We start from the raw sequence: 26126 nt of genomic DNA, 5'->3' as shown, positions 1-26126 counted from the left end.
TAAGTGGCGGTAAAGCGATGCTTAGTGCTACAGCGGATGGCAATATCAATATTCCAGAAGGATATAGCAGTATTTATGTCTTAACTTCAGGAACAGATTTAGTGATTGAAGCTGTAAACACAGATCCAGAGTTCACAGTAAACAGTGCAGGCTTATACACCATCCATACCTTAGTGTATGATGGTAGACTAGAGAGTGCTAACTTTTTAGATTTAAGCATAGTAACTTTTGGAAGCACCACAGGTGTCGATGTATTAAATGTGGTAACCAATGCAGGTTTATGTGCGTCGTTGGATGTTGCAGGTGCCCCAATTATGGTAGAAGAAGAAACGGAGATATGTACGGCAGATGCTGGGACTATGTACTCAAAAAATCCAATTCAATGTTTAGTAAGGAGGAGTGCAACAATTTCAGCTAAAACGAATAAACAACCAGTTATACCTAATGGATATCAACAATTATATGTTTTAACTGAAGCACATTCTTTAACCATATTAAATGTGTCAGATAGCCCAGTGTTTGAAGTAAACCATAGAGGTTTTTACAGAATTCACAGCTTAGTTTATAATCCAGATACTTTAGATTTATCTGTTGTTGTGCCGGGTCAAACAACTGGATTTGATGTAGTCAATTTAATTACAGAGAATAATATCTGTGCATCTCTTGATGTTCATGGAGCTATAAATATTGTTTTAGGTTCGAAATGGTTTTGCTATTTCTTTAACAAATATTTCAATGGTGGAAATAGCGGAAAAAGTAGCTTATCGGCTAAAGGAGCTAATGATTTTAGTATTGATGGATTTGTAGATAAATATGATAGTTATGAAGCTTTCAAAAAAGATTTTATTAAAATGAATAGCATATCTAATTTTTTCCCAAACCCTGTAGTGCATAGTCTAAATGTTGAAATAGAGCTTATTGAAAATGAGGTTATGAATTATAATATCATTGATGTAAGCGGAAGAAGTGTGATGTCTGGAGTGGCTAATGATTTAGAATCTGGTTTACAAACTTTAAATACAAGTAGGTTGAATTCTGGAATGTATTTAGTGCAATTCTCATCGGAATATAGAACCATAACCAATAAAATTATAGTTAAGAAATAAGAAAAAGAAAGATTAAATGTTTAGAGAAAGTCGTTGTATTTACAACGACTTTCTTTTTTTTTGAAATAATTTATTTTTCAGAAGGTAAAAGTGTAAGTAAAAATGATATTTTTACCCTTCCAAAAAGTTAACTCTAACAAGTATGTATAAAGTTTTTGTTGGTGATAAGCCAATAATTTTAACCTCGGTCGTTGAGAAAGAAACCAACTTTAAAAATTATTTACTAAAAACCGTAAATATGGCTAAAGTGATTAGAAGGCTTAACAGAACATCGTTAAGTGAAGTTCACTTAATACATAAAAACCCCGATAAAATATTAAAAAAATTTTTAAAGAAACTGCCTAATGTTATTGCTGGAGGAGGAAAGGTTTATAATGAAAAGGGAGAAATTTTATTTATTTATAGAAATGATAAATGGGATTTACCTAAAGGGAAAACAGAGAAAAAAGAATCCATTGAGGAAACTTCCATTCGAGAAGTAGAAGAAGAAACAGGCGTAAAAGGCTTAAAAATCACTAAACCATTAGATACAACTTATCATATTTTTAAGCGAAACGGTCGCTATAAAATTAAGATTACCTATTGGTTTGAAATGAAAACAAGTTATAATGGTAAATTAAAGGCTGAAGAATCTGAGGGCATCACTAAAGTTGCATGGTTAAATGGAAAAGAAATAGAAAAGGCTCTTGAAAACTCTTATGCTAATATAAAATTATTGTTGTAAGTTAATTTAATCGATATACAGGATACTGCATATGCGCTTTTTCATAGTATTCACTTTGTTTATACAACCAGTCTAACTGAGCATACCAGTTCGCATTAAATTCTGAATCGCTTTTTTTTCTTTGTTCAAAAGCTTCACGTAAATCAGGATTATTTTCTAATAGTTCTAAAGCAATATCTTCCCAGACATATGGCGAAAAGCCTTCTTTTTGTTGCAAAATAGTATCAAAGAAGTTCCAGTTGAAAAACGAATCGATAGCTTGTGGTTCGAGAGTTTCTATCAAATACCTAATGGCTTCCTGTTCTGTATGTATGATGTAATCGCCTTTTTGAAAGTTTTTATTTTCTAAACTCGAACTAATTTGAACATTATAGTGGGGATAATGGCCTTCGTAAGCCATCCTTCTAGTGTCATAATCTGTAATTTTATAATGCTCAACTTCCAAAATAGTATCGTTTTCAAATCTTTTCATTTCAACCTTATTAAGCTTCAGTAAGTTAATAACTTGGTGCCAACCTTGAGGTATAATATATGCTGATGGAATTTCAATTATTTTAGTTGGTTTAAAGTAATTCTGATATTTTATAGTTTTAATAAAAGGCTTATTGGTGTCGTATTTTAATCGATTGAATCCAGTAACATCGCTTTTAATGGTTTTAGCTTCATATCCTTTAAAATTTAATTGTGATATTTCAGTGGTATCCACTTCCCAAAGCAACCTATAGGTTTTACTTTCATATAATCGTTTTATCTGCTCATTTTTAATTTTTGAAATGGTTTCACCATCTTCTTCAGTAATTGCAATCATACTTTTCAAAAGCTCATAAGTGCCCTCAACTCTTTGTTCGTAAGGTTTAAGCATGTGTGTTTCCACCATCATGCCCAAGCAATTAAAAAGTGTTGTATAGCCCGTTGAATATCTGGGGTAATCCATAAATTGAGAAAACCCTTTTTCAGGCACTTTGTTAAACACATTAACGTACGGTGTAATATCCCATTCTTTTTCAGCTAATTTTTGTTCTAATTTAGGCATCATTTCGGTATGTAAATAATGACCTAAATCACCTCCTAATTTATTGTGTTGCGTGAACAGATGGGTAAGTGTATATTGATAATTGGCACCATTACTAACGTGGGTATCAATAAAAACATCAGGTTTTACCAATTGAAAGATTTTTGAAAAGGTTTCGGCATTTTTAGTGTCACACTTTATAAAATCTCTATTTAAATCATAATTTCTAGCGTTTCCTCTAAAACCATATGCTTTTGGTCCGTTTTGGTTAGCTCTACTAGAGGTATTTCTATTTAAACTTCCACCAACATTATAAATTGGAATAGTTGCCAAAACCGTGTTTTTAGGAGGTTCTATTCGCCCATGAACTAAATCTCTAAACAATAGCATGGTAGCGTCGATACCATCCGATTCACCTGGATGAATACCATTGTTTATAAAAAGAATACGTTTATTTTTTCTAATCTCTGAGAAATCGAATTGGGTGTCAACATTAAAAGTTACCAAATGCAATGGTTTTCCTGAATCAGTTTCGCCTATAGAATCTATTGTAATTTGAGGATATGCTTTAGCTAAATCATTATAAAATTGAATTGTTTGTTGGTAAGTAGCAGTTTCTAAACCATTAGAAATTTCAAAATGAGTTTCAAAATCATAATATGGTTTTTCATTAGAAGTATTGCAAGAAAATACAAAAATGAACAAGTAAAGCAGGCGTTTCATTTCAAACGATTTAGAATAAACTTTAACAAATATAACAATATGTACTTGTGAGTCTTTATATTAACTGTAAATTTGCACCTTTAAAAAAAAGCGACCATGACCGAGTTTATAAGAAGGCGAACCGCCAACGCTAAAAATGATATTTTAAGTGGAATTACAGTAGCTTTAGCCTTAGTGCCAGAAGCTGTAGCATTTGCATTTGTTGCAGGTGTAGATCCATTAGTCGGATTATATGCTGCCTTTATGATTGGATTAATTACCTCAATTTTTGGAGGTCGACCAGGAATGATTAGTGGCGCAACAGGCGCATTAGCCGTAGTTATGGTTAGCTTAGTTGCCGAAGGAAATGCCATGGGAGCAGAAGGTGAGCAATTAGGATTATACTATTTATTTGCAACGGTTATTTTAATGGGAATTATACAAATGCTTGCTGGGGTTTTTAAGCTTGGTAAATTTGTGCGTTTAATTCCACATCCAGTAATGATGGGGTTTGTTAATGGTTTGGCAATCGTTATTTTCTTATCGCAATTGGGAATGTTTAAGGATGCCAATGGCGATTGGTTTTCAGGTAACGAGTTAACTATTATGGTTGCTTTAGTGGCTCTTACAATGGGTATTATGTTTGGCTTACCAAAGCTTACCAAAAAACTTCCAGAAGCGTTAATTGCGATTTTAGTAGTATCAGCCATTGTAATTTTTGGAAAATTAGATGTAGCCACAGTAGGAAGTTTTATTAGAGATGGAGGAGGAGAAGGCTTAAAAGGAGGGTTACCTCAATTTCAAACCGATATTTTTAGCAAAGTGCCTTTTAATTGGCAAACCATAAAATTTATTGGTCCGTATGCCTTAATACTTGCAGCCATTGGTTTAATAGAATCGTTAATGACCTTAAATTTAATTGACGAATTAACTGAAACTCGGGGAAACACTAACAGAGAATGTTTAGCTCAAGGTGGTGCTAATATTATAACTGGCTTCTTTGGAGGTATGGGTGGTTGTGCCATGATTGGGCAATCGTTAATCAATATTAAATCTGGCGGTCGCACACGATTGTCAGGTATTGTTGCAGCTGTTTTGTTATTGGTATTTATACTTTTTGCATCCGGTTTAATAGAGCAAGTACCTATTGCAGCCTTAGTAGGCGTTATGTTTATGGTAGTTATTGGTACGTTTGCATGGAGTAGTTTTAGAATATTAAATAAAATTCCGTTAAGTGATGTTATTGTCTTAATCGCAGTATCTGCATTAACCGTTATTTTCGATTTGGCAATAGCCGTTATCGCAGGTGTTATTATCAGTGCTTTGGTGTTCTCTTGGGAAAACGCAAAACGTATTCGTGCGCGAAAGCGCATTCGTGAAGATGGCACAAAGGTTTACGAAATTTGGGGGCCTTTGTTTTTTGGTTCTATTATCGCATTCAACGAAAAATTTGATGTTAAAAACGACCCAGATACTGTTGAGATTGATTTCGTAGAATCTCGTATAAGCGATCATTCGGCTATCGAAGCCATTTTCAATCTGGTAAACAAATACGAAGAGGCTGGTAAAAACATCAAACTTAAACACCTTAGCGAAGATTGTAAAATTTTACTTTACAAGTCTAGCCCTAAGTTTAGAGAAGTGATTATTGAAGATATTGACGATCCGCGTTATCACTTAGCCGAAAACCCTGAGGCATTCACCAAAGGGCTTTCAGAGTATAAATTTTAAGATTTTTTTGGGCGCCTGCCTGCAGGCAGGTTACCACAAGGGTTGCGCTTTTCACTGCAATCTCTAACGTAAACCTGAACACCTGTTTTGGTATACAAATAGTTTAAGCTTCATTATTCCATTAGTTTATGTTTCAACGTATAGGTCTTTTTAATCGCTCTTTAACCATGTCAAAAGATTTTTTGCTGGCACGTTCCCAACGGTAAATGTTATATTTTTTACCCTTGTTGGCTTCGAATTTCTCACGTTTTTCACGAATTTCATTAACCCATTTAAAACGTTTTTTTACAATGGTTTTAATAAGCTCATCTTTCGTAGAAATGCGCTCCAAAGCATTTAAGCACGCAATTGATACATTTTGTACTTTATCATTAATACATTTTAATAAAGCAGGGATAGAAAAGGGTTTTGCCAATTGCTCTAGAGCTTCGGCGGCCAGTTTTCTGGTTTTGTAATTTCCTTGTGTTACAGCATACTCTAACTTATCGGTATCCTCACTCTGCAACCAAAAGTTTATGGTACTTTCAGAGGGCTGAAGAAGCTTCAGTTTAAAAAGAAAGAATATGATTTTGTGTGACAAGGCGTTCATTGTAACGTTTACTTATTAGTATATAATTGATAAACTTCGTTACAATAAATCGAGTAGCTATTTTACCCTGACACTATCAGGTACCAATTTGGTATAATCTCCATTATTTCTAATCACATCGCGTACTATAGAGGATGCGATATACGATGTTTTTGCAGCAGTTAATAAAAACACAGTTTCAATTTCAGACAGACTTCTGTTGGTATGGGCAATGGCTTTTTCAAACTCAAAATCTGCCGGATTTCTTAGTCCGCGTAATATAAAATCAACACCAATTTCCTGACAAAAATCCACCGTTAAACCTTTATAAGTCACTACTTTTATTTTAGGCTCGTCGTCAAAGGCCTTTTCAATAAAACGTTTACGTTCAGCAAGTGTAAACATGTATTTTTTATCAGAATTCACGCCGATGGCAACAATAACTTCATCAAAAAGTGTTACACCACGTCTAATAATATCGTAGTGTCCTAAAGTTAACGGATCAAAAGACCCTGGGAATAAAGCTCGTTTCATATGGCGCTTTTTTTCTCTCTATTTCAACTGCTTTACAAGCAAAGTTCAGAGAAAAATTAATATAATGTAAATATAAGATTCTATTATTAATTCTCGTAATGGATTCTATCCTTTGAGGCAATTATGAGTAGTTTTTAAGAGCTTCTTCAATGGCACTATCAAACAAATCGCTTAAACTAATTCCTGCAGCAGCAGCTTGTTGCGGTAAAATACTTTCTCTGGTTAGCCCAGGCACGGTATTCATTTCTAATAAATGCGGTTCACCATTTTTAAAAATAAACTCGCTTCTGCTAAAGCCTTTCATTTTTAAAACTTCGTATACCTTTTTTGCTTCTTTAGTTACTTTTTCTTCCTCCTCATTGGTTAATCTGGCCGGTGTTATTTCTTGTGATTTTCCGAGATATTTGGCTTCATAATCGAAAAAATCATTTTCTGAAACAATTTCAGTTATGGGTAATACTTTAGTTTGGCCTTTATAGGTAATAACGCCCACAGAAACTTCAGTACCATCTAAAAACGATTCGATAATAATTTCGTCGTCTTCTTTAAAAGATACATCAATGGCTTGCTGTAAATTTTCTTTGGTGTGTACTTTACTAACGCCAAAACTACTTCCAGCTTTATTGGCTTTTACAAAACAAGGTAAGCCTACTTTGGCAATAATAGTATCTTCGTTAATTTGGTCGCCTAGGTTGAGGTAAAAAGATTCGGCCGTTTTTATACCGTATGGTTTTAAAACACTTAAACAATCGCGTTTATTAAAAGTTAAGCTGGCTTGATACATATCGCAACTGGTGTGCGGAATATTTAATAATTTAAAATACCCTTGCATAAAGCCGTCTTCACCTGGTGAGCCATGAATAGCATTAAAAACACAATCGAAAGTAACTTTAAAACTGTCGATATTTATTGAGAAATCGTTTTTATCGATTGGAAATTCTTCATCGTCCTCATCTACATAAACCCATTTGTCTTTAAATATATGAACACGATATGGAGTGTATTTTGAAGTGTCTAGTGTTTCATAAACCACGTTACCGCTTGTTAATGAGATTTTGTATTCGCTGGAATAACCTCCCATAATGATGGCAATATTTTTTTTCATTTAATATTTAAATTATGTGATGCTCACGATGGAGTAAATTTATTTAATACCTTTTATTAATTTAAGTAAAAATATGAAAGTTAGATTAATATTGTTTAAAATGAAACGCGAAACAGTGTTAAGGATTCTAGCCGTTCGTCTATCCCTCGATAGCCTTAACCTTTTTTGAGATTCGATAAAAAGGAATAGCTAAAAGCCCGACCCTTGTGGTAACCTGTCTGCAGACAGGCTGTTGCCCAAAACATTAAACTGAAAATTCTAATTGACTTTTTTACAACCAAAAACCAACAATAAAACGTATCTATTATTAGTTTATAAATTGGTATAGGCTAAAATATCATATATATTGCAAAAGAAAAAACAGTTGTGTTTTATATATTTGCCTAATTGAAAAATCTATAGATGAGTGTAATTAAATTCTTGACCAGTAAAACATTTTTAAAGCAATTAGTATTGGCAGTAGTAGCCGTTGTTGTATTTTGTTTTTTAATGTTAAAATATTTGAATTTTTCAACAAATCATGGAGATTTTGAGACCGTTCCGGAGCTTAAAGGGAAGTCTATTAATGTAGCTCAAATAGAGTTAGAGGATAATAATTTGGTTATGAAAATTCAAGATTCTGCTAATTATAATCCCGATTATCCTAAATTCTCGGTGATAGAGCAAGAACCTTTAGCAGGTACTCAGGTTAAAGAAAATAGAAAAATATATATTACGCTAAATCCGTCGGGTTATCGAAAAATGAATATTCCTGATGGCTTAATAGACAGAACATACCGACAAGTAAAACCAACTTTGGAGGCTTTAGGTTTTAAAGTTGGACGCATCACATATGCTGATAATATTGGAAAAGATATGGTTTTAAAGCTTTCGCATAAAGGGAAAACACTTAATCCGGGCGATAAGCTAGCCAGAACTTCTGAGATTGATTTAGTGCTCGGTAATGGTAAGAGACCTTAACTAATGGACGACTATACACCGCAATTACCAGACGAAGAAAACCTTTACGAACACCACGCCTTTACAGTTGATAAAGGGCAAACGCCGTTACGTATTGATAAATATTTAATGAATTTTGTTGAAAATGCTACGCGAAACAAGATTCAGGCAGCAGCGAAAAACGGAAGTATTTTTGTTAATGATGTTCCTGTAAAATCGAATTACAAAGTAAAACCTAACGACCAAATTCGGGTGCTATTTACACATCCGCCTCACGAAAACTTACTGGTTGGTGAAGACATTGAAATAGATGTGGTTTACGAAGATGACGATCTGTTAGTAGTTAACAAACCGGCCGGAATGGTTGTACATCCGGGACATGGAAACTATTCGGGAACCCTTATAAACGCCTTAATTCATAGGTTTGATAATTTACCAAATAACTCTAGCGAACGCCCCGGATTGGTGCATAGAATTGATAAGGATACAAGCGGACTTTTAGTAGTTGCTAAAACCGAACAAGCCATGACGCATTTGTCGTTACAGTTTGCAAATAAAACCAGCGAACGCGAATATGTTGCCATTGTTTGGGGAAATATTGAAGAAGACGAAGGTACTGTTGAAGGCAATATTGGCCGTCACCCAAAAAACAGATTACAGAATACGGTTTTTCTTGACGATGAAGAAGATAAAGGCAAACCTGCCGTTACGCATTATAAAGTTTTAGAGCGCTTAGGCTACGTAACCTTAGTGTCCTGCAAACTAGAAACTGGGCGTACGCACCAAATTCGTGTACACATGAAACACATTGGGCATACCTTGTTTAACGACGAGCGATATGGCGGTGAAAAAATATTAAAAGGTACCACCTTTACCAAATACAAACAATTTGTAGATAATTGCTTTAAGGTATTGCCAAGGCAAGCTTTACACGCTAAAACCTTAGGGTTTGAGCATCCAACAACTGGTAAATTTATGCGTTTTGAAACACCAATACCAGAAGATATGCAGCAATGTATTGAGAAGTGGCGCACGTACTCTAAGCATCAGGATATTTAAATGTCTGGTAGGTAGTAAGTTCGAAAAATTCAGTTTTTAGTATTAATTATTTTGGCGTTACCACAAGGGTCGGGCTTTACGCAGTCGCTTTTTTGTGTTGCATAGGTGCAACAACACAAAAAGAGCTCCAACACGTGCTTCAATCCCTAACGCAGAAGTATTACACTTGAAAAATTTGAAATAAAATTTTTTGTATGATATCACAGATAAGGAAGCATTATGTCTGGTATAAATTAAAGTTAGTTGATTTACTCTCACAATATCAAAAACTATCAATTCCATTTATAACCACATCACAAATAATTTTAAGCTTCAATTTAAAAAGTAAATTAGTAATTGTAACTTTGAAATAAATTCAAACAATTTCCTCGTCAGGGAATTAAAATAGGCTTATGAAATTAGTATTATCACCAGCAAAGTCATTAGATTTTGAAACCAAATTACCAACCAAGATATACACGCAACCGCAGTTTTTAAAACAATCGGAACGATTAAATAAATTGCTTAAAAAGAAATCTGCCAGAAGTTTATCCAAACTTATGAGCATTTCTAATGATTTAGGACAATTAAATTACGAACGTAATCAAACTTGGTCGTTACCGTTTTCAACTGAAAATGCGCGACCCGCAGTGTATGCTTTTAATGGCGATGTATATAGAGGTTTGGAAGCTTATACGATTCCTGAAGAAAAATTAGAGACACTACAAAACACCGTTTTTATACTTTCAGGATTATACGGTTTATTGAAACCAACCGATTTAATTCAGCCTTACCGCTTAGAAATGGGAACGAAAATAAAAATTGGTGTAAAAAAGAATCTTTATGAATTCTGGAAAAAAGACATCACAAAGGCTTTAAACGAAGCGCTTGAAGATGATGAGTTATTTTTAAACCTTGCAAGTAACGAGTATTTTAAGGCCATAGATAAGAAAGCTTTAAAAGTACCAGTGATTACTGCTAATTTTAAAGATTTTAAAGACGGCGAGTATAAAATGATTTCGTTTTTCGCGAAAGCTGCGCGTGGTTTGATGGCGCGTTATGTGGTTGATACCAATGCAAAAACCATCGATGATTTAAAAGGATTTAATTACGATGGTTATAGTTTTAGCGAAGCTAAGAGTTCAGATTCCGAACTTGTATTTATCAGATAATTATTTGGCTTTTGCCTTATCGCTCACGTTTATTTTTTGTTCAATACTTGGCTTTTTTTTAATTCTTGGTCTTCTTGCTCCAAAAGTACCTCGATTAATTTTGCCTCGTTTTGTTTTTTTATCGCCTTTTCCCATATCTTTATTTTATATTCTTAAAATAGTGATTTTTTTACTTTTAAACAAATTAATACCGTTGTCATTCTTATAGGTTTAAGAAGCATGATTAAAGACTAAAAACAATAATATTTTCGCTTTCACGGAAACAACAGAAATGTTTAAACACAAACACCCATACAAACCTTTTATAAAGAAGGATACGACTAAACTTATTGTGGGCACTTTACCGCCACCGCGGTTTTCAACAGGTGATCTTTTAGAAAAGGATGTCGATTTTTGTTATGGAAGTTATTATAATTCGTTATGGTTATTTATTGATAAGATTCATGGTTTAAATTTGAGATATGACAATTCTCAAGAAGCTATAGAACAACGGAAACAGTTTTTAATACAACACAAAATAGGCGTTTGTGATATTGTAGACAGTGCAGAGCGCGAAAAAATTGATGCATCCGATTTAGGAATGCAAAACATAAAACTTCGCGATATTATTGGGATTTTAAAACAATATCCGAATATTGATACGCTTTTATTCACTGGTGGAAACAGTAAAAACGGACCAGAATATTTCTTCAGAAGGCATATAAAAAAATACAACCTAAAATTGGAATTGGTTACTGATGAAGTACCACGAATACACCAATTTAATCTACCTGTCAGGTTGAGTACAGACGAAACCTCTATAAGAACAATCAAAACCGTTTCCCTAACTTCAGGCTCTGGAGCTGCTAACATATCAATAAGTAGAATTCCCCTTTACAAACAACTTAAAGCTAAAAACCCAAAATTTAACACGTTTGATTATCGAGTGATGCAGTACAGTGAGTTTTTTTAAACGAAATAATAAATATTACCCAGATAATTAGCTGTACCTTTGCGCCTTTAATTAGAAGGAGGTAGAATGCATTATGTTTTGTTATCTCAAACGTCCGTTACGGATCTTCATAAACACAATATATGTCATTTCAATCTTTAGGCTTATCCGAAGCCTTGCTAAAAGCAGTTAGCAAAAAAGGATACACCACCCCAAGTCCTATTCAACAAAAAGCAATACCTCCAGTTTTAGAAGGTAAAGACGTATTAGCATCGGCACAAACAGGAACAGGAAAAACAGCGGGTTTTACATTACCACTATTACACATTCTTTCTGAAAACCCAAAAGAAAAATACAGACCCATTCGTGCTTTAATACTAACACCAACCAGAGAACTAGCAGCTCAGGTATATGCCAATGTTAAAGAATATAGCGAGTTTTTAAACTTAAGAAGCGCTGTTATTTTTGGTGGTGTTAATCAGAAACCTCAAGCCGCAACCATTCGGCAAGGTATCGATATTTTGGTGGCTACTCCGGGTCGTTTATTAGATTTACAGAGCCAAGGGTTATTATCTTTAAAGCGTGTTGAAATTTTTGTTTTAGATGAAGCCGACCGTATGCTAGATATGGGTTTTTTAAGAGATATCGAGCGCGTTATAAAATCAATGCCTGAGAAACGTCAGAATTTAATGTTTTCGGCAACGTTTTCTAAGGATATAAAGAAATTAGCACATGGTATTTTAAACCATCCCGTGCAAGTTGAAGCGACACCTGAAAACACGACTGTTGAAGCCATAAGTCAAAAAGTATATCGTGTTGCTAAAGGCTTAAAAACAGGATTGATTATAAAGTTAATTTCTGAAGGTAACTGGAAACAGGTTTTGGTATTTACCAGAACAAAACATGGCGCTAATAGGCTCTGTGAAAAAATGATAAAATCTGGAATTACGGCAGCGGCTATTCATGGTAACAAAAGTCAAGGAGCAAGAACAAAAGCTTTGGCGGGATTTAAAACTGGAAAAGTTCGAGTTTTAGTTGCTACAGATATTGCGGCCCGTGGATTGGATATTCCGTTGTTACCACACGTTATAAATTTTGAATTGCCAAATATCTCTGAAGATTATGTACACAGAATTGGTAGAACGGGTAGAGCAGGAGCTAGTGGTGAAGCATTGTCGTTAGTAAGCGCAGATGAAACAACTTTTTTAAGAGATATTGAAAAGTTGATTGAAATGAAAGTACCAGTTGAAATTATAGAAGGATTTGAACCCGATCCTAATGCTTCGACACAGCCTGAAAAAAGGCAACAACGTGGAGGAGGTAATCGTTCTAGAAATTCAAGATCGAATAATTCGAATAGTCAAAAAAGTAATAATTCCAGACGCCCAAAACGCAATAGTGATAGTCGCAGAAACGACAGACGGAATTAATAAATATCGTTAATGGAATCGCAACCCAATAATCCACTTCATGGAATTAAATTAGAACAAATTATAAACGATTTGGTGGCGCATTATGGTTGGGAATATATGGGCTATAACATAAAAATTAAATGTTTTACTGATAATCCTTCGGTAAAATCAAGCTTGAAATTTTTACGTAGAACGCCTTGGGCAAGAACTAAGGTTGAAACAATGTATTTGAAGATGCTGAAAAACAGAAAAGCGAATTAAATAAAAAGGCTCAAGTTTTCACTTGAGCCTTTTTTTAGAAGCAGTAAATCTACTTAGATTGCTATTTAATTAGTCCTATATTTAAGCTTCTTGCCATAACCGTTGTACAGCATCTAAATCTTTTTTCATGGCTTTATAAACCTCTTTTTTTTCAATGGTAATCTCTTTTTTACCTTTTTCGGCACCTCCTAAATCGTATTCCAAATGCAGACTTACCGGAACATTGATTTTATATGCTTTTAATAGCGCAAAATATTTTTTAAAATCTACCATACCTTCGCCTATAGGCACATTAATAGGTTTCCACACACCATTTACTTGTCCCCATTTGTAATCTTTAAGAACAATAGTATTTATTGATGATTTTATAAGTTTTAAGCCATTTTCCCAAGACAGTCCACCTTCTACCATAGCATGTCTGATATCATATTGAGTACCAAAATAACCAGGTTCAGCTTGCTCTAATATCTTTTTAATTTCCCAAATAGAAGCTCCCACAGAGCGTCCTGCATGGTTTTGGTAACAACCCGAAATACCAAGTTGTTTATTAAGTAAACTAAGCGTTTTTATCTTTTGTTGGTAGTATTCTAAATCGGCTTCCATGGTGCGTTCTTCAGAATATTTAAACCAATTAGCTCTATAGTATTTTATACCGAGTTGAGCAGCAGTTTTTAAGACGTTAACATCTGTTTGATTCGCTGCGTCTTCAACAGCGGTTGTCATCATTAAACAAGTCGAGCCACCTTTTTTAATATCGGCTATGGCTTTTGGTAAATCTTCAATTACAGTTTCTGGCAAAACATGGCCTTTTGGTCTTACAGTTAAATCTAACCCTTGAAACCCTAATTCAGCGGCTTTTTCACCTGCTTGTTCAAGGTTAAGAAACTGCAAATGTTTTGAAAATAAATGAATAGATAATGTATCTGTATTAGATTCATTTTCAAATAAAATATTAGAAAAACCTAGCAAAGGAATGAACCCAATGCCCAGAGCAGTTTGTTTTGTAAAAGATCGTCTAGATATTGAGCTCATGTTTTTTATTTTTTAATGTGAAACAACAATAAGTTTTGTTTGTTGAGAATCGCTATCACTTGAAAGATTTATTAAATATAAGCCATTTGAAAATGATGACGCATCAATACTAATTTCAGATTGTGATGATTTATAAGATTGCTCTAAAACTAATCTACCATCAAGATTATAAACTTTAAGGGCTTTTAAATTGCTTTGTTCACTCTTAATTGTAAAGATATCTGATACTGGATTAGGATATATGTTAATCTGCTTTTGAAAAGCATTGTCTTCAACAGATAAAGAACTTAATTCACCAAAAAACTCAATTTCACCAATAGCATTCCATTGACTGGTTCTGGTATCTCCTGCACTGTTAAATCTTCCGTAGCCCATTAACTTCACGTAGCGCGCTTCGGCATCCACTTCATATTGATTAAAATCGGTTGTGCCAGTTGCGGTAAGCAATAACTCGCCAGTTGTGGGTAAAACCATAGTGAAGTCTGCTGTTTCTGTTCCAGTAGTAGAAACCCATATTTGATATCCAAAAGGATCTGATTTGTTAGTGGTTGTAAACTGGATAAAATCTAAGTTATATAAATCGCCTAAACTGTAAATAATGTATTCACCATCACCTTTGTAATCTCCAGCTAAAACAGCGCCATCATCGGCTGCCCAAACAGATCCATTATCTTTATCTAAAGTGTTTGCGGCATAATTAAATTTTGTTGTGCCGTTTACTTCTTCTTTCGAAAAAGAATCTATAGTCACTGGGTCGGTCGCAGTTCCTGTGTTAATTAAGGTATAAAGTGAGGTAATTTCAGCGCCTTCTTGTGTTACATTCAAGGTTCTTACAATATCATCGCCTCCTGGATCTTGTGTAAAAGTTACAGAACCTGTTCTGGTACTTGTATCTATATTTTCGGTTACTGAAACCGAAACAGTTGCATTTCCTGTTGCAGAGGTTGTATTAATAGTTATCCAGCTGTCATTTGAAGCTGCCGTCCAACTTACATTCGAATTAACAGTTATATCGTTACTAGATGCCGATGCAGGTAGTGTTGATAAACTACTAACCGTTAAATAATCGTTTATAACTACTGAGCAATCACCATTTGAAATTGGACCTCCTACATTATTTAAAAAACAAGCTCCTATGCCATAACCTACCATAGCATCGGTGGCTGGTTCATAAGCACCCATATCTGCACCTTTGCCAGCAGAACCAGTGCCAGTAAATGTAAATATTTCACCATCTGCGGTAGCTGTTATTCCGTTTTCTTCAGAAAATCCTGTAGTTGTTGCTCCTAAATTAGTACCCGTAAAAACGTTTCCAGAATAGGCTAAAGCGGTGCCAAGATTAGCAAAAGCATTAGCACTATCACTATCACCTGAAATAACATTAGATGAATTCGGATCACTAGCTGCAAAATAGATTAAGTTATTTGAAACTGTTCCCGTTGGATCGGTTGACCCTTTATCTTCGTTATAAAATAACGGTGCATTAGTGTTTACAATAGTGTTGTTGGAAACATTAATGTTCTCAGATTTTTGATAACCGTTTGATACGCTTGTAGAAGTACAAACAACGTTTGCACTATCGCCACCTCCTATAAATGTGATACCGTTGTTCCATTTAGCTTGATCAAGCACAGTTATACAGTCTTGAATATAATTGTTGGTAACGGTATGATTACTATCTGTAATTCTAATACCACCTGTTCCGTCTACATCTTCACCTAAAAAATAATTGCCATCAACAGTAGCGTTTGAACCATGACGAAGCACTAAAGAACCTCGACATCTTCTAAACGTATTATTCGTATAAACGTTGTTTTTACTCTTATTTGTGATGATTTCATTTTCGCCGTCAGCTTCCACAAAGTAATTATTACTTACAGTTACACTACTATCAACATTTTGATATTCGCTAGTACCAACACGAATGGTTTCACTATCTCCTGAATTGGATAGGGAAGCATTCATTTTAGCATATTTATAAAAATAATTGTTAGTAATAGTATGCCCAACAACCGCGCAACGGTCAGCTTCAGCATTATAAGCCAATTCTACAAGAACTAACGCACCAGCACTTTGCTTATCCATGAACGAACAATTTATTACCGTGTTATATGTGCCATATAAAACAATCCATCTGTGTTTTGTAATAGAATTATTCGCTATATCATCGGCAACATCATCTGGATGTATCGCCAAACTTTCAATTACACAGTTCTGGATGGTACTGTAATTAGCATAATCAAAGCCATCTCTAAATTCAATAAAATTGCTTGCACCATAACCATTTTTCCAATGGAAATCTGCAACAACAACGTGATCTCCACCAATACTCATGCGCAAACCACCATCAAATATTACTCCACCAGGAGTTTCGGCTTTAAATGTAATAGGCATGGCTGCGGTACCTGTAGTTGGCGAAAATTTAATTCTGGCATCGGAAGAGTAAGTTCCGTTTGCTAAAATAACAGTATCTCCAGCGGCAAGGGTAGCAGATAATACCGTAAGATCCTCAGGGTCGCTAATATTGTGTGTTGTTTGTGCTACCCCGCTATAGGAACTGAATACTATCAGTAACATGACACAGAACTGAGTTAAAACTTTTTGAAATGAAAGCTGGTTTTTTGTAGTTTGATGTTTCATAATTGTAAAGTTTGATTGTTGAAATAATTGGCTAACCAGTGTGGTAAACCAAATATAATAATAATCAAATTAGTATCAAACTTTTATGCGTTTAAGTATTTCAGTTTTAGATAATCGGCAAGATTTTGACGGTGAAGATGTTACTTGATTTGTTTGATGCCTTCGTAAACCACAATACTAACGGCGTTTGCAAGGTTTAAGCTGCGTACATGTTGGCTAAATAGTGGAATTTTAAATAAATTTTCGGAATATTGATTAAGAAGATCTTTGGGCAGTCCAACAGATTCTTTGCCAAAAATTAAAAACATGTCGTCTTCAAAAGGAATATCCCAATGATTTTTTGAGCCATGACTTGATAAAAACGCCATGGTTTTATCTTTATTGATAGTAAAAAATGCATCAATATTATCGTAATATGTAATTTGAAGATGTTGCCAATAATCTAAACCAGCACGCTTTAAGCGCGTATCGTCAATTTCAAAGCCAAATGGTTTTACAAGGTGTAGATGAGAGCCAGAAGCTAAAGCTAAACGCCCAATGTTTCCTGTATTATTAGGAATTTCGGGTTCAAATAAAACGATGTTTAGTGGCATTTAGTTTTGACTTTTAATTAACTGTAGCCATCAAAAATAAACAAATAATATGGATTATTTTTTAATGAATTTAGTTCTAAAAACGGCATTGTTTTGATCCTTAAATGTGGCAAAATAAATACCATGTCGTAAACTAGAAACGTCGATGCTAGATGAATTTACAGTTTCAAAATTTAATACCTTTTTTCCAGAGATATCACAAATTTCTATTTCAGAAAAATCAAAATTACGCGTTTCAATTTTCATAATATCTTTAACCGGATTAGGAAATATTTTCAACGATGATTTTTGAAAATCTTCAGTATTCAAAGTAGGAACTTCTTCAATGCTAAAATTCGCAAACAAGACTTCTTCATCTCTTAAATCGGTGCGATTATTTAAACTTCTATAAATCCCCCATTTAGGTCGTACAAAGTCGGCATTAGTTTGCCAATTTTTCACTGCATTATCGGTATAACTTAATAATACAGCATTATCACTCACTCTTTTTAATTCAATCGAATAAGTACCTGAATCTGGACTCGCATTCGTGCCATATTTTATAGACTCAGTAGCTTCTACCCATTCGCCTTTAAATGGCGCTATTGCCGTTTGAATCAAGGTAGTTTGAGAGTTAGTTTCAGCATAACGTAATTCCAACCTGTCAGGAGTCGATTTACGCGCCGTTAGGGTGTACATAGGCATACTTTCATACAATCCACCCACAGATTTTAATTGGTGTAAATGCGTAAAGCTTGATGAAACTTGAAAACCGGCATCCAATTTAAACTTCCATTTATATATCACACTTTCGCCTTCAACGCCTTTTAAATTTGCTGGCGATTTATCGTATGTTTTTATTTCATTACGTTGGCGGTCTGTAGAACCATTACATCTATCAGTGTCTGTGGCTTCATGAATATAAAAACGAAAGACGTTTATACCTAAAGTCGCATCAAAAGGTTCATCAATATGCTGAAAAGTTGGGGCGTGGCTACAATCTGGTTCCTCCACGGCGTCGTAACCTGGAGCTAAAACTGAGTTTATTAAATCATAAGTTTGCATACCACCAGATCCATCAGCATCAAGGGTAACTTGAGCATGCATCTGTGATACTGAGAAAAGTAAAACAACTAAATAGTATATAGATTTCATAACAATTAAATAATTGGTTAACCAATTTCGTTAACCAAAGATAATCAAACAATTGTAATAAAATCTATTTCAAAATATTTTTCACAAACTTAGATATGGATGTAATCCCCTCATTAGTAACATGCTTTACAAAAGCACTACCAATTATGGCACCTTTGGCATATTTAGTAGCTTGTGTAAACGTGTCGTTATTACTAATCCCAAAACCTATAATTTGAGGGTTTTTAAGGTTCATTTTGGCAATTCGCTCAAAATATGCAGTTTGTTCGTCACCAAAACCAGATTGAGCTCCCGTTGTACTTGCACTGCTTACCATGTATATAAATCCGTTAGATATAGAATCTATAAATCTTATGCGCTCATCACTCGTCTGTGGTGTAATTAAAAATACATTTATCAATCCGAATTTTTCAAAAATAGCCTGATATTCTTCATGATACACATCAACCGGTAAATCAGGAATAATCAAACCGTCAATACCTATTTCTTTACATGTTTTACAAAAAGCTTCAACACCATACTGAAACATGGGGTTAAAATAACCCATTATAATCAACGGAATATCCACAGTTTTACGAATATCTTTTAACTGATTAAAAAGTACCTCCGTAGTCATTCCATTTTTTAAAGCCTGGGTAGAGCTATCTTGAATCGTGGGTCCATCGGCCAATGGGTCGCTAAACGGCAAACCAATTTCAATCATATCTACCCCATTTTTCTCTAAATCTTTAATAATAGAAACCGTGTCGTTAATATTAGGGTACCCCGCCGTAAAATAGATAGACAGTAATTTTTTATCTTCTTTAAGTTTCGCTTTAATACGATTCATTTTCTTTATTATTTTTTGGGCGTTACCACAAGGGTCGGGCTTTTCGCTATATCTTTTTTGCAGAAAAAGCAAAAAAGGATGTCGCTATAATCCCTAACGCATGCGTAACGTTATCAATTTATATTTTGAAATACTCAATGTAATTCTGTAAATCTTTATCGCCTCTACCAGACAAACTCACAACAACAACATCGTCTGGTTTAAAGGTTTTCTGTTCAAAAATAGCCAAGGCGTGTGAGGTTTCAATGGCTGGAATAATACCTTCCAACTTACAAAGTTCTAAGCCTGCATTCATAGCATCATCATCAGTAATGGCCATAAATTCTGCACGCCCCGTTTTAGCTAAATGCGCATGCATGGGGCCAACACCAGGATAATCCAAACCAGCTGAAATCGAATAAGGCTCTGTAATTTGTCCATCTTTGGTTTGCATCAATAAGGTTTTACAACCATGGATAATGCCTTCTTTTCCTAAAACCGATGTGGCTGCACTTTCACCTGAATCTACACCCAAACCAGCAGCTTCAACAGCAATAAGTTTCACATCAGGATTGTGTAAATAATGGTAATAGGTTCCGGCTGCATTACTACCACCACCAATACAAGCTACCAAATAATCAGGATTTTCATTACCAGTTTGTTCCTTTAATTGCCATTTGATTTCATCTGAAACCACAGCCTGAAATCGGGTTACCATGTCTGGATACGGGTGCGGTCCAATAGCAGAACCAATAATGTAATGGGTGTTTACAGGATTGTTAATCCAATCGCGAATGGCTTCGTTTGTGGCATCTTTTAAAGTACGGCTTCCAGATAATGCAGGAACTACTTTAGCGCCTAACATTTTCATTCTAGCCACGTTTGGTGCTTGTCTTGCAATGTCAATTTCACCCATGTAAACGATACATTCCATTCCCATTAAAGCGCAAACGGTAGCAGTAGCAACACCATGTTGTCCTGCTCCAGTTTCGGCTATAATTCTAGTTTTCCCTAAACGTTTAGCCATTAATATCTGGCCAATGGTATTATTAATTTTGTGCGCTCCAGTGTGGTTTAAATCCTCGCGCTTTAAGTAAATTTTAGTGTTGTATTTTTCCGAAAGTCGTTTGGCAAAATAGAGTGGAGAAGGGCGACCAACATAATCTTTTAAAAGCTGATTAAACTCCTTTTGAAATTCAGGTTCAGCCATTACTTTTAAATACTTTTGGCGTAATTCTTCAACATTTGGGTATAGCATTTCTGGAATAAATGCACCTCCAAATTCGCCATAATAGCCTTTTTCGTTAACATTATAATTCATAGCTTTTTTTTTAATTTTGTTATTCCTGATAAAGTAGATATCTTTTTGAATTCTTTTAAATCGTCAATATTTTTTAGTCCGGGTTCAATCTCAAATTTACTATTTACATCTAAAGCGTAGCAATATTTTGATGCTTTGCTCTTTGCAAATTTTTTAATGTCTTCAATTTCACTTAATCCAATACCACCACTTAAAAAGAATGGTTTTTCTGAAGGATAATTATTTAAAACATTCCAATCAAAGGTGTAGCCATTGCCTCCAGGTAATTTTCCTTTGGTGTCGAATAAGAAATAATCAACATTTGATTCATAGGGTTTAAGAACACTAAAATTAAATTCATCTTTTATTGAGAATACTTTTATTACTTCAATGCCTTCAGATTTAATTTTTTCGCAATATTCTGGCGATTCGTTTCCGTGTAATTGTACAGCATGTAAATCGTGTTTTTTAATTTTATCAACAACCAAATCGAGATCGGCATCAACAAAAACACCTGTTTTTTTTATGGATTTCGGTAATTGAGGAATGCTTTCAGAATCAAAGTTACGTGCAGATTTTTTAAAGAATATAAAACCAAGATAATCAGGTTGCAATGCTGCAACTTGCTTTATGTTATCTTGATATTTCATACCGCAAACTTTTAGAGCAAGCCCCTCCCTAGCCCTCCCCAAAGGGGAGGGAATTGATTGCGGAGTATGTCGTTTATCTTTATTCATGTTTTTTACAAGAGTGAGTGTTCTCCTCCTTTGGAGGAGTTAGAGGAGGCTAAGATTTTTTATAAACTCCTTTGCGCTAGCTCCAGGATTATCCGTTTTCATAAAATTCTCACCTATTAAAAATCCTTGATACCCATAAGGTTGTAATTCTTTTATCGCTTCTATACTACTAATACCACTTTCTGATACTTTTACAAAGTCATCAGGAATCTTACTGCTTAAACTTTTACTAGTTTCTAAACTCACATCGAAGGTTTTTAAATTCCTGTTGTTAACTCCTAGCATATCTATTGAAGGCATTATGGATTTTTGCAACTCTTCTTCGTTGTGCACTTCTAACAGCACATCTAATTTCAAGCTTTTGGCAAATTCTGAAAATTTCTTGATTTCGACTCTGGTTAAAATCGCTGCAATTAATAGAATAACATCAGCACCGTAAGCTTTGGCTTCAAGCATTTGATATTCGTCAATTATAAATTCCTTACGCAACAAAGGTAAATTGCAACTCGCTCTGGCCGTTAGTAAATCATCTAACGAACCACCAAAGTACTTCCCATCGGTTAAAACAGACATCCCACAAACACCAGCATTTTCGTATCCTGATGCGACATCTTGAACATTTAAATTGTTATTGATAACCGATTTTGAGGGTGAACGACGTTTGTGTTCAGCAATTATTCCTGACTTGCTATTTCTTAATTTTTGAGCCAATGAAACGGTTTCTCTATTAAAAAGCACAGAATTTTCAAGTTGAGATATTGGAATCAATCCTTTTCTTAAATCAACTTCTTTGCGCTTATCGATTACTATTTTATCTAAAATATTCATTTGCTTAACTCTATTAAAGTGTCTAAACTTTGCTTTGCTTTACCAGAAAACAACGATTCTTTCGCGATTTCAAATCCTTCTTTATGGGTCAATTTATTGGAGGTAGCAATGGCTAATCCTGCATTGGCACATACCACATTATTTTGTGCGTCTGTTCCATTACCGCTAATGATATCAACAAATATTTTGGCAGCATCATTAACGGTATCTCCACCAAAAATAGCTTCTTGTTTTATTTGCGAAACACCTAAATCTTCTGGTGAAAACAACTTCTCAGAATGATTAGAAACAATTTTCGCTTTTCCAGTTAATGAGATTTCATCATAACCATCTAAGGCGTAAACAATATTGTAATTATGTCCAGAGTTTTGATGTAAAAAACTATAAAGTCTTAAAACTTTCAAATTAAAAACACCTAGGACATGATTTTTAGGAAATGAAGGGTTAACTAATGGTCCTAACATATTGAAAAACGTTTTAACGCCCAATTCTCTTCTTATAGGTGCAACATTTTTCATTGCTGGATGAAACAACGGCGCATGTAAAATACAGATGCCTGCTTGATCTAAACATTTTTTTAGAAAGCCTTCATCGTTCGAGAATTTTACACCTAGAGATTCCATGACATTTGATGAACCTGAAGTAGAGGATACACCATAGTTTCCATGCTTAGAAACATGAACTCCAGCACCAGCGGTAATGAAAGCCGATAAAGTTGAAATATTGAAGGTGTTTTTACCATCACCTCCTGTACCAACTATGTCAATGGCGTTATAGCCGCTAAGATTTATTGGAACACATAATTCTAAAAGTGCATCTCTAAATCCTCTTAATTCTTCTATAGTAATGCTACGCATCATATAAACCGAAAGGAAACACGTAATTTGACTAGGGTTATACATATTGTTTGATATGTTAACTATAACCTGTTTTGCCTCCTCAGTTGTAAGGGTTTCGTGGTTTATAAGTCTATTTAAAATGTCTTTCATTACTTATTTTAGTTATTTACCCAGTTTTCTAAAATTGATTTTCCTTCAGGCGTTAAAACCGATTCTGGATGGTATTGTACGCCTCTTACATCGTAGGTTTTGTGCCTTAAAGACATGACTTGTCCGTTCGCATCAAATGAAGTCGCTTCTAAACTTTCTGGTAATTCTGGGTTAACAACCCAAGAGTGATACCGACCTACTTCAATATTTTTATCTAAGCCTTTAAAAATATATTCGTCATCAACACAAATCGTTACGTTAGTAGCAACACCGTGATAAACGTCATCGAGATTTATTAATGAACCGCCAAAAACTTCACCAATGGCTTGTTGTCCCAAGCATACACCTAAAATACTTTTAGTTGGTGCGTATTGTTCAATAATAGCTTTTAATAAACCTGCTTCGTCTGGTATACCAGGACCTGGAGATAAGACAATTTTTTCAAAAGGCTCCACATCTTCTAAAGCTAACTTATCGTTTCTCACTACGGTAACATCGCAATTTAAGTCTTCTAAATAGTGTACTAAATTGTACGTAAAACTGTCGTAGTTGTCTATAACTAATACTTTTTTCATCTTAAATATCTTCTGCTAATTTAATAGCTTTAGTTAATGCTCCTAATTTATTGTAAACCTCTTGCAGCTCGTTTTCTTGGTTTGATTTTGAAACCAATCCTGCTCCTGCTTGCCAGTTTAATTTGTAATCCTTACTTAAAAACGTCCGAATCATAATGGCGTGGTTAAAATTACCATCAAAATCCATAAAACCTATAGCGCCACCGTAATATCCTCTGCTTGTCTTTTCATATTTTTCAATGAGTTGCATAGCCATATGCTTTGGTGCGCCACTCAACGTTCCTGCAGGAAATGTATCTGCAACAACTTGCATGGTTGAGGTTGTCTTGTGTTTTTGTCCTGTAACTTTACTAACCAAGTGAATAACATGCGAGAAAAATTGAACTTCACGATAGGTTACCACTTTTACCTCGCTTCCGTGACGACTTAAATCGTTTCGAGCTAAATCTACAAGCATTACGTGTTCTGCATTTTCTTTATCGTCTTTCTTGAGTTTTTCAGCTAAAATCTCATCTTTATGCTCATCACCTGTGCGTTTAAAAGTTCCTGCAATGGGGTGGATTTCTGCTAAACCATCGTCAACAATAAGCTGCGCTTCTGGCGAACTTCCAAAAATTTTAAAATCGCCGTAATCAAAATAAAATAAATAAGGCGACGGGTTTATGCTTCGTAAGGCACGATAAATATTAAAATCATCACCAGTAAATTCTTGAGAAAATCGTCTAGATAACACCAATTGAAAAACATCTCCGCGTTGGCAATGTTTTCTTGCCACCTCAACATGCTCTCTAAACTCATCATCAGTTAAATTGGATTTAATATCACCTTTAGCATTGAAACTATAAGAGGCAAAATTTTGAATATTAATCAGCTTATCAATGTCATCAATGTTATTTGGTGTGTCTTCAAAACAGTGCGCAAAAATATAAGCTTCGTTTTTAAAATGATTTATGGCTATAATGTTTTGATAAACCGCATAATACATATCTGGAATAACCACTGAATTGTCTTTCTTTCCAATTTCAATATCTTCAAAATATCTAACCGCATCATAGGCTGTGTAACCAAAAATACCGTTGTTTATAAATTTGAAATTTTCTTCAGATTTAGTGTCAAAGCGTTTGGTAAAATTGTAGATTTCATCAACCACATTAACATCCTCAGTAATATCCAATGATGCAGAACTTCCATCCGGAAAGGTTTCAGTAATCACTTCGTTTGCAACTTTAATTGTAGCAATCGGGTTAAAACAGATGTACGAGAAGTTTTTATGACTTCTGTGGTAGTCACCACTTTCCAACAGAATACTATTCGGAAATTTGTCGCGTATTTTATAATAAACAGAAACCGGCGTAATGGTATCTGTTAAAATTCTTTTGTGGTGTGTGAACAGACTAAATTTTTTCATTTTCGTTTCTCATTTTCTTCTAGATTCTGAAACAAATTCAGAACAAAGAAAAAGGCTTGTCGTGAATGACAAGCCTTTTGGATATTTTAGTTTTAAATATACTAGGGTTTTACTTCACGAAGATTAGTTTCGAAAGCACCACCACCAAGTATTATTTAAAAAAGTTTTCATGATTTATGTTTTACTGGTTCAAATATAGAAATGAAAATAGTTTTACACAAAACTTTAAATCATTTTTTACATAAAAGTTTGTTAAACTAGAAGAAACACAAAGAAGTATTAATTAATTTTATACTTATGAAGTTAAAACTATTATTTATTGCTATTCTTTTAATAGTGAGTTGTGCTAAAAAGAATAAAACAGCTGAAGTTTCTGCAGTAACGCAACAAGAGATTATTGAAAATGAGACAATTTCTGATGATTTTCAGTTAGAAGTTTATGATTATGCAGGTCTAGAACCATTTTTGAATAAAAAAGATGATAAAATTTACGTGGTTAATTTTTGGGCAACTTGGTGCGCACCCTGTGTAAAAGAGCTTCCTTATTTCGAGAAATTAAATTCAGAATATAAAAACCAAAATGTTGAGGTTGTTTTAGTAAGTCTCGATTTTCCGCATTTATACGATAAAAAATTAAAGCCTTTTATAAAAGAAAATAATCTCGTCTCTAAAGTAATTGCTTTAGATGATGCCGATATGAATACGTGGATTCCAAAAGTAGACGAAAGTTGGTCTGGATCCATACCAGCAACTGTAATTTACAAGAATAGTGAACGTCGATTTTATGAGCAATCTTTTAACTATGAAGAGTTAGAAACAGAAGTGAAACAATTTATAAAATAATAAA

Annotated in this window: 26 protein-coding genes; 10 read left to right on the top strand and 16 right to left on the bottom strand. The window is 34.4% G+C overall.

Annotated features, from left to right (window positions below; translation table 11 throughout):
• Positions 1-1106 (top strand): T9SS type A sorting domain-containing protein (locus BUA46_RS14790; protein WP_143148157.1); only part of this gene is annotated, 1106 nt, incomplete at its 5' end.
• A 142-nt stretch (positions 1107-1248) separates the two neighbouring features.
• A complete protein-coding gene (locus BUA46_RS14785) occupies positions 1249-1830 on the top strand; it encodes an NUDIX hydrolase (RefSeq protein ID WP_019388838.1) in 582 nt (193 codons plus the stop codon).
• Between the two features lies 1 nt (position 1831).
• Here BUA46_RS14785 and BUA46_RS14780 read toward each other — a convergent pair whose 3' ends face one another.
• On the bottom strand, positions 1832-3565 hold the full coding sequence (locus BUA46_RS14780; protein WP_026010160.1) for a M14 family metallopeptidase: 1734 nt from the start codon (positions 3563-3565) through the stop codon (positions 1832-1834).
• Between the two features lie 96 nt (positions 3566-3661).
• Here BUA46_RS14780 and BUA46_RS14775 point away from each other — a divergent pair, with 96 nt between their 5' ends.
• On the top strand, positions 3662-5275 hold the full coding sequence (locus BUA46_RS14775; RefSeq protein ID WP_019388836.1) for a SulP family inorganic anion transporter: 1614 nt from the start codon (positions 3662-3664) through the stop codon (positions 5273-5275).
• A gap of 133 nt (positions 5276-5408) precedes the next feature.
• Here BUA46_RS14775 and BUA46_RS14770 read toward each other — a convergent pair whose 3' ends face one another.
• From BUA46_RS14770 to BUA46_RS14760, 3 genes are all read right to left on the bottom strand, one after another.
• Positions 5409-5864 carry a HEAT repeat domain-containing protein gene (locus BUA46_RS14770; protein WP_019388835.1) on the bottom strand — a complete coding sequence of 152 codons (456 nt, stop codon included), beginning with the start codon at positions 5862-5864 and terminating at the stop codon, positions 5409-5411.
• 57 nt (positions 5865-5921) lie between these two features.
• On the bottom strand, positions 5922-6377 hold the full coding sequence (gene coaD, locus BUA46_RS14765; protein WP_019388834.1) for a pantetheine-phosphate adenylyltransferase: 456 nt from the start codon (positions 6375-6377) through the stop codon (positions 5922-5924).
• 121 nt (positions 6378-6498) lie between these two features.
• Positions 6499-7482, bottom strand: a complete 984-nt coding sequence (locus tag BUA46_RS14760) for a D-alanine--D-alanine ligase (protein WP_019388833.1) — start codon at positions 7480-7482, stop codon at positions 6499-6501.
• A 402-nt stretch (positions 7483-7884) separates the two neighbouring features.
• Between BUA46_RS14760 and BUA46_RS14755 the strand changes: the two genes are divergently transcribed.
• From BUA46_RS14755 to yaaA, 3 genes are all read left to right on the top strand, one after another.
• On the top strand, positions 7885-8442 hold the full coding sequence (locus BUA46_RS14755) for a PASTA domain-containing protein (RefSeq protein ID WP_019388832.1): 558 nt from the start codon (positions 7885-7887) through the stop codon (positions 8440-8442).
• 3 nt (positions 8443-8445) lie between these two features.
• Positions 8446-9480 carry an RluA family pseudouridine synthase gene (locus BUA46_RS14750; RefSeq protein ID WP_019388831.1) on the top strand — a complete coding sequence of 345 codons (1035 nt, stop codon included), beginning with the start codon at positions 8446-8448 and terminating at the stop codon, positions 9478-9480.
• Between the two features lie 392 nt (positions 9481-9872).
• The gene (yaaA, locus tag BUA46_RS14745; protein ID WP_019388830.1) at positions 9873-10631 is read left to right on the top strand and encodes a peroxide stress protein YaaA; all 759 of its coding nucleotides are present in this window, start codon (positions 9873-9875) and stop codon (positions 10629-10631) included.
• Here yaaA and BUA46_RS14740 read toward each other — a convergent pair whose 3' ends face one another.
• A complete protein-coding gene (locus BUA46_RS14740) occupies positions 10632-10766 on the bottom strand; it encodes a 30S ribosomal protein THX (protein ID WP_019388829.1) in 135 nt (44 codons plus the stop codon). It abuts the gene before it with no gap.
• A gap of 136 nt (positions 10767-10902) precedes the next feature.
• On the opposite strand from BUA46_RS14740, the gene BUA46_RS14735 reads away from it, so the two are divergent.
• The 3 genes from BUA46_RS14735 (at position 10903) to BUA46_RS14725 (ending at position 13235) form a co-directional block, all read left to right on the top strand.
• On the top strand, positions 10903-11583 hold the full coding sequence (locus BUA46_RS14735; RefSeq protein WP_019388828.1) for a uracil-DNA glycosylase family protein: 681 nt from the start codon (positions 10903-10905) through the stop codon (positions 11581-11583).
• 122 nt (positions 11584-11705) lie between these two features.
• The gene (locus tag BUA46_RS14730) at positions 11706-12992 is read left to right on the top strand and encodes a DEAD/DEAH box helicase (RefSeq protein ID WP_019388827.1); all 1287 of its coding nucleotides are present in this window, start codon (positions 11706-11708) and stop codon (positions 12990-12992) included.
• Between the two features lie 12 nt (positions 12993-13004).
• Complete coding sequence (locus BUA46_RS14725) at positions 13005-13235, top strand: VF530 family protein (RefSeq protein WP_019388826.1); 231 nt, start codon at positions 13005-13007, stop codon at positions 13233-13235.
• Between the two features lie 81 nt (positions 13236-13316).
• On the opposite strand, the gene BUA46_RS14720 is transcribed toward BUA46_RS14725, so the two are convergent.
• The 11 genes from BUA46_RS14720 to BUA46_RS14670 all read right to left on the bottom strand — a co-directional run bounded on the left by BUA46_RS14720 (position 13317) and on the right by BUA46_RS14670 (position 25279).
• On the bottom strand, positions 13317-14267 hold the full coding sequence (locus tag BUA46_RS14720) for a sugar phosphate isomerase/epimerase family protein (protein WP_019388825.1): 951 nt from the start codon (positions 14265-14267) through the stop codon (positions 13317-13319).
• A gap of 12 nt (positions 14268-14279) precedes the next feature.
• Entirely contained in the window at positions 14280-16907 is a 2628-nt protein-coding gene (locus BUA46_RS14715; RefSeq protein WP_019388824.1) for a chondroitinase-B domain-containing protein, read from the bottom strand.
• Between the two features lie 140 nt (positions 16908-17047).
• Positions 17048-17500 (bottom strand): tRNA (cytidine(34)-2'-O)-methyltransferase, encoded by a 453-nt coding sequence (locus BUA46_RS14710; protein WP_019388823.1) that lies wholly within the window; start codon positions 17498-17500, stop codon positions 17048-17050.
• Between the two features lie 54 nt (positions 17501-17554).
• The gene (locus tag BUA46_RS14705; RefSeq protein ID WP_143148156.1) at positions 17555-18634 is read right to left on the bottom strand and encodes a T9SS type A sorting domain-containing protein; all 1080 of its coding nucleotides are present in this window, start codon (positions 18632-18634) and stop codon (positions 17555-17557) included.
• A 64-nt stretch (positions 18635-18698) separates the two neighbouring features.
• The gene (gene trpA, locus BUA46_RS14700; protein ID WP_019388821.1) at positions 18699-19463 is read right to left on the bottom strand and encodes a tryptophan synthase subunit alpha; all 765 of its coding nucleotides are present in this window, start codon (positions 19461-19463) and stop codon (positions 18699-18701) included.
• Between the two features lie 118 nt (positions 19464-19581).
• Positions 19582-20763 carry a tryptophan synthase subunit beta gene (gene trpB, locus BUA46_RS14695; protein ID WP_019388820.1) on the bottom strand — a complete coding sequence of 394 codons (1182 nt, stop codon included), beginning with the start codon at positions 20761-20763 and terminating at the stop codon, positions 19582-19584.
• Entirely contained in the window at positions 20760-21392 is a 633-nt protein-coding gene (locus tag BUA46_RS14690; RefSeq protein WP_019388819.1) for a phosphoribosylanthranilate isomerase, read from the bottom strand. Before BUA46_RS14690 ends, trpB begins: the two co-directional genes overlap by 4 nt.
• Before the next feature lie 126 nt (positions 21393-21518).
• Positions 21519-22307 carry an indole-3-glycerol phosphate synthase TrpC gene (trpC, locus tag BUA46_RS14685; protein WP_019388818.1) on the bottom strand — a complete coding sequence of 263 codons (789 nt, stop codon included), beginning with the start codon at positions 22305-22307 and terminating at the stop codon, positions 21519-21521.
• The gene (gene trpD, locus BUA46_RS14680; RefSeq protein WP_019388817.1) at positions 22304-23296 is read right to left on the bottom strand and encodes an anthranilate phosphoribosyltransferase; all 993 of its coding nucleotides are present in this window, start codon (positions 23294-23296) and stop codon (positions 22304-22306) included. The genes trpC and trpD overlap by 4 nt, the downstream gene beginning before the upstream one ends.
• 8 nt (positions 23297-23304) lie before the next feature.
• Positions 23305-23871: an anthranilate synthase component II gene (locus tag BUA46_RS14675; RefSeq protein ID WP_019388816.1), complete on the bottom strand. Its 567-nt coding sequence runs from the start codon at positions 23869-23871 to the stop codon at positions 23305-23307.
• Between the two features lies 1 nt (position 23872).
• On the bottom strand, positions 23873-25279 hold the full coding sequence (locus BUA46_RS14670) for an anthranilate synthase component I family protein (RefSeq protein ID WP_019388815.1): 1407 nt from the start codon (positions 25277-25279) through the stop codon (positions 23873-23875).
• 297 nt (positions 25280-25576) lie between these two features.
• On the opposite strand from BUA46_RS14670, the gene BUA46_RS14665 reads away from it, so the two are divergent.
• On the top strand, positions 25577-26122 hold the full coding sequence (locus tag BUA46_RS14665) for a TlpA disulfide reductase family protein (RefSeq protein WP_019388814.1): 546 nt from the start codon (positions 25577-25579) through the stop codon (positions 26120-26122).
• Positions 26123-26126: the final 4 nt, after the last annotated feature.

Origin of the sequence: Algibacter luteus (genome assembly GCF_900141715.1) — a bacterium.
Taxonomy (GTDB): domain Bacteria; phylum Bacteroidota; class Bacteroidia; order Flavobacteriales; family Flavobacteriaceae; genus Arenitalea; species Arenitalea lutea.
The sequence above is the reverse complement of the archived record's forward strand: the minus strand, read 5'-3'. Positions and strand labels throughout refer to the sequence as shown.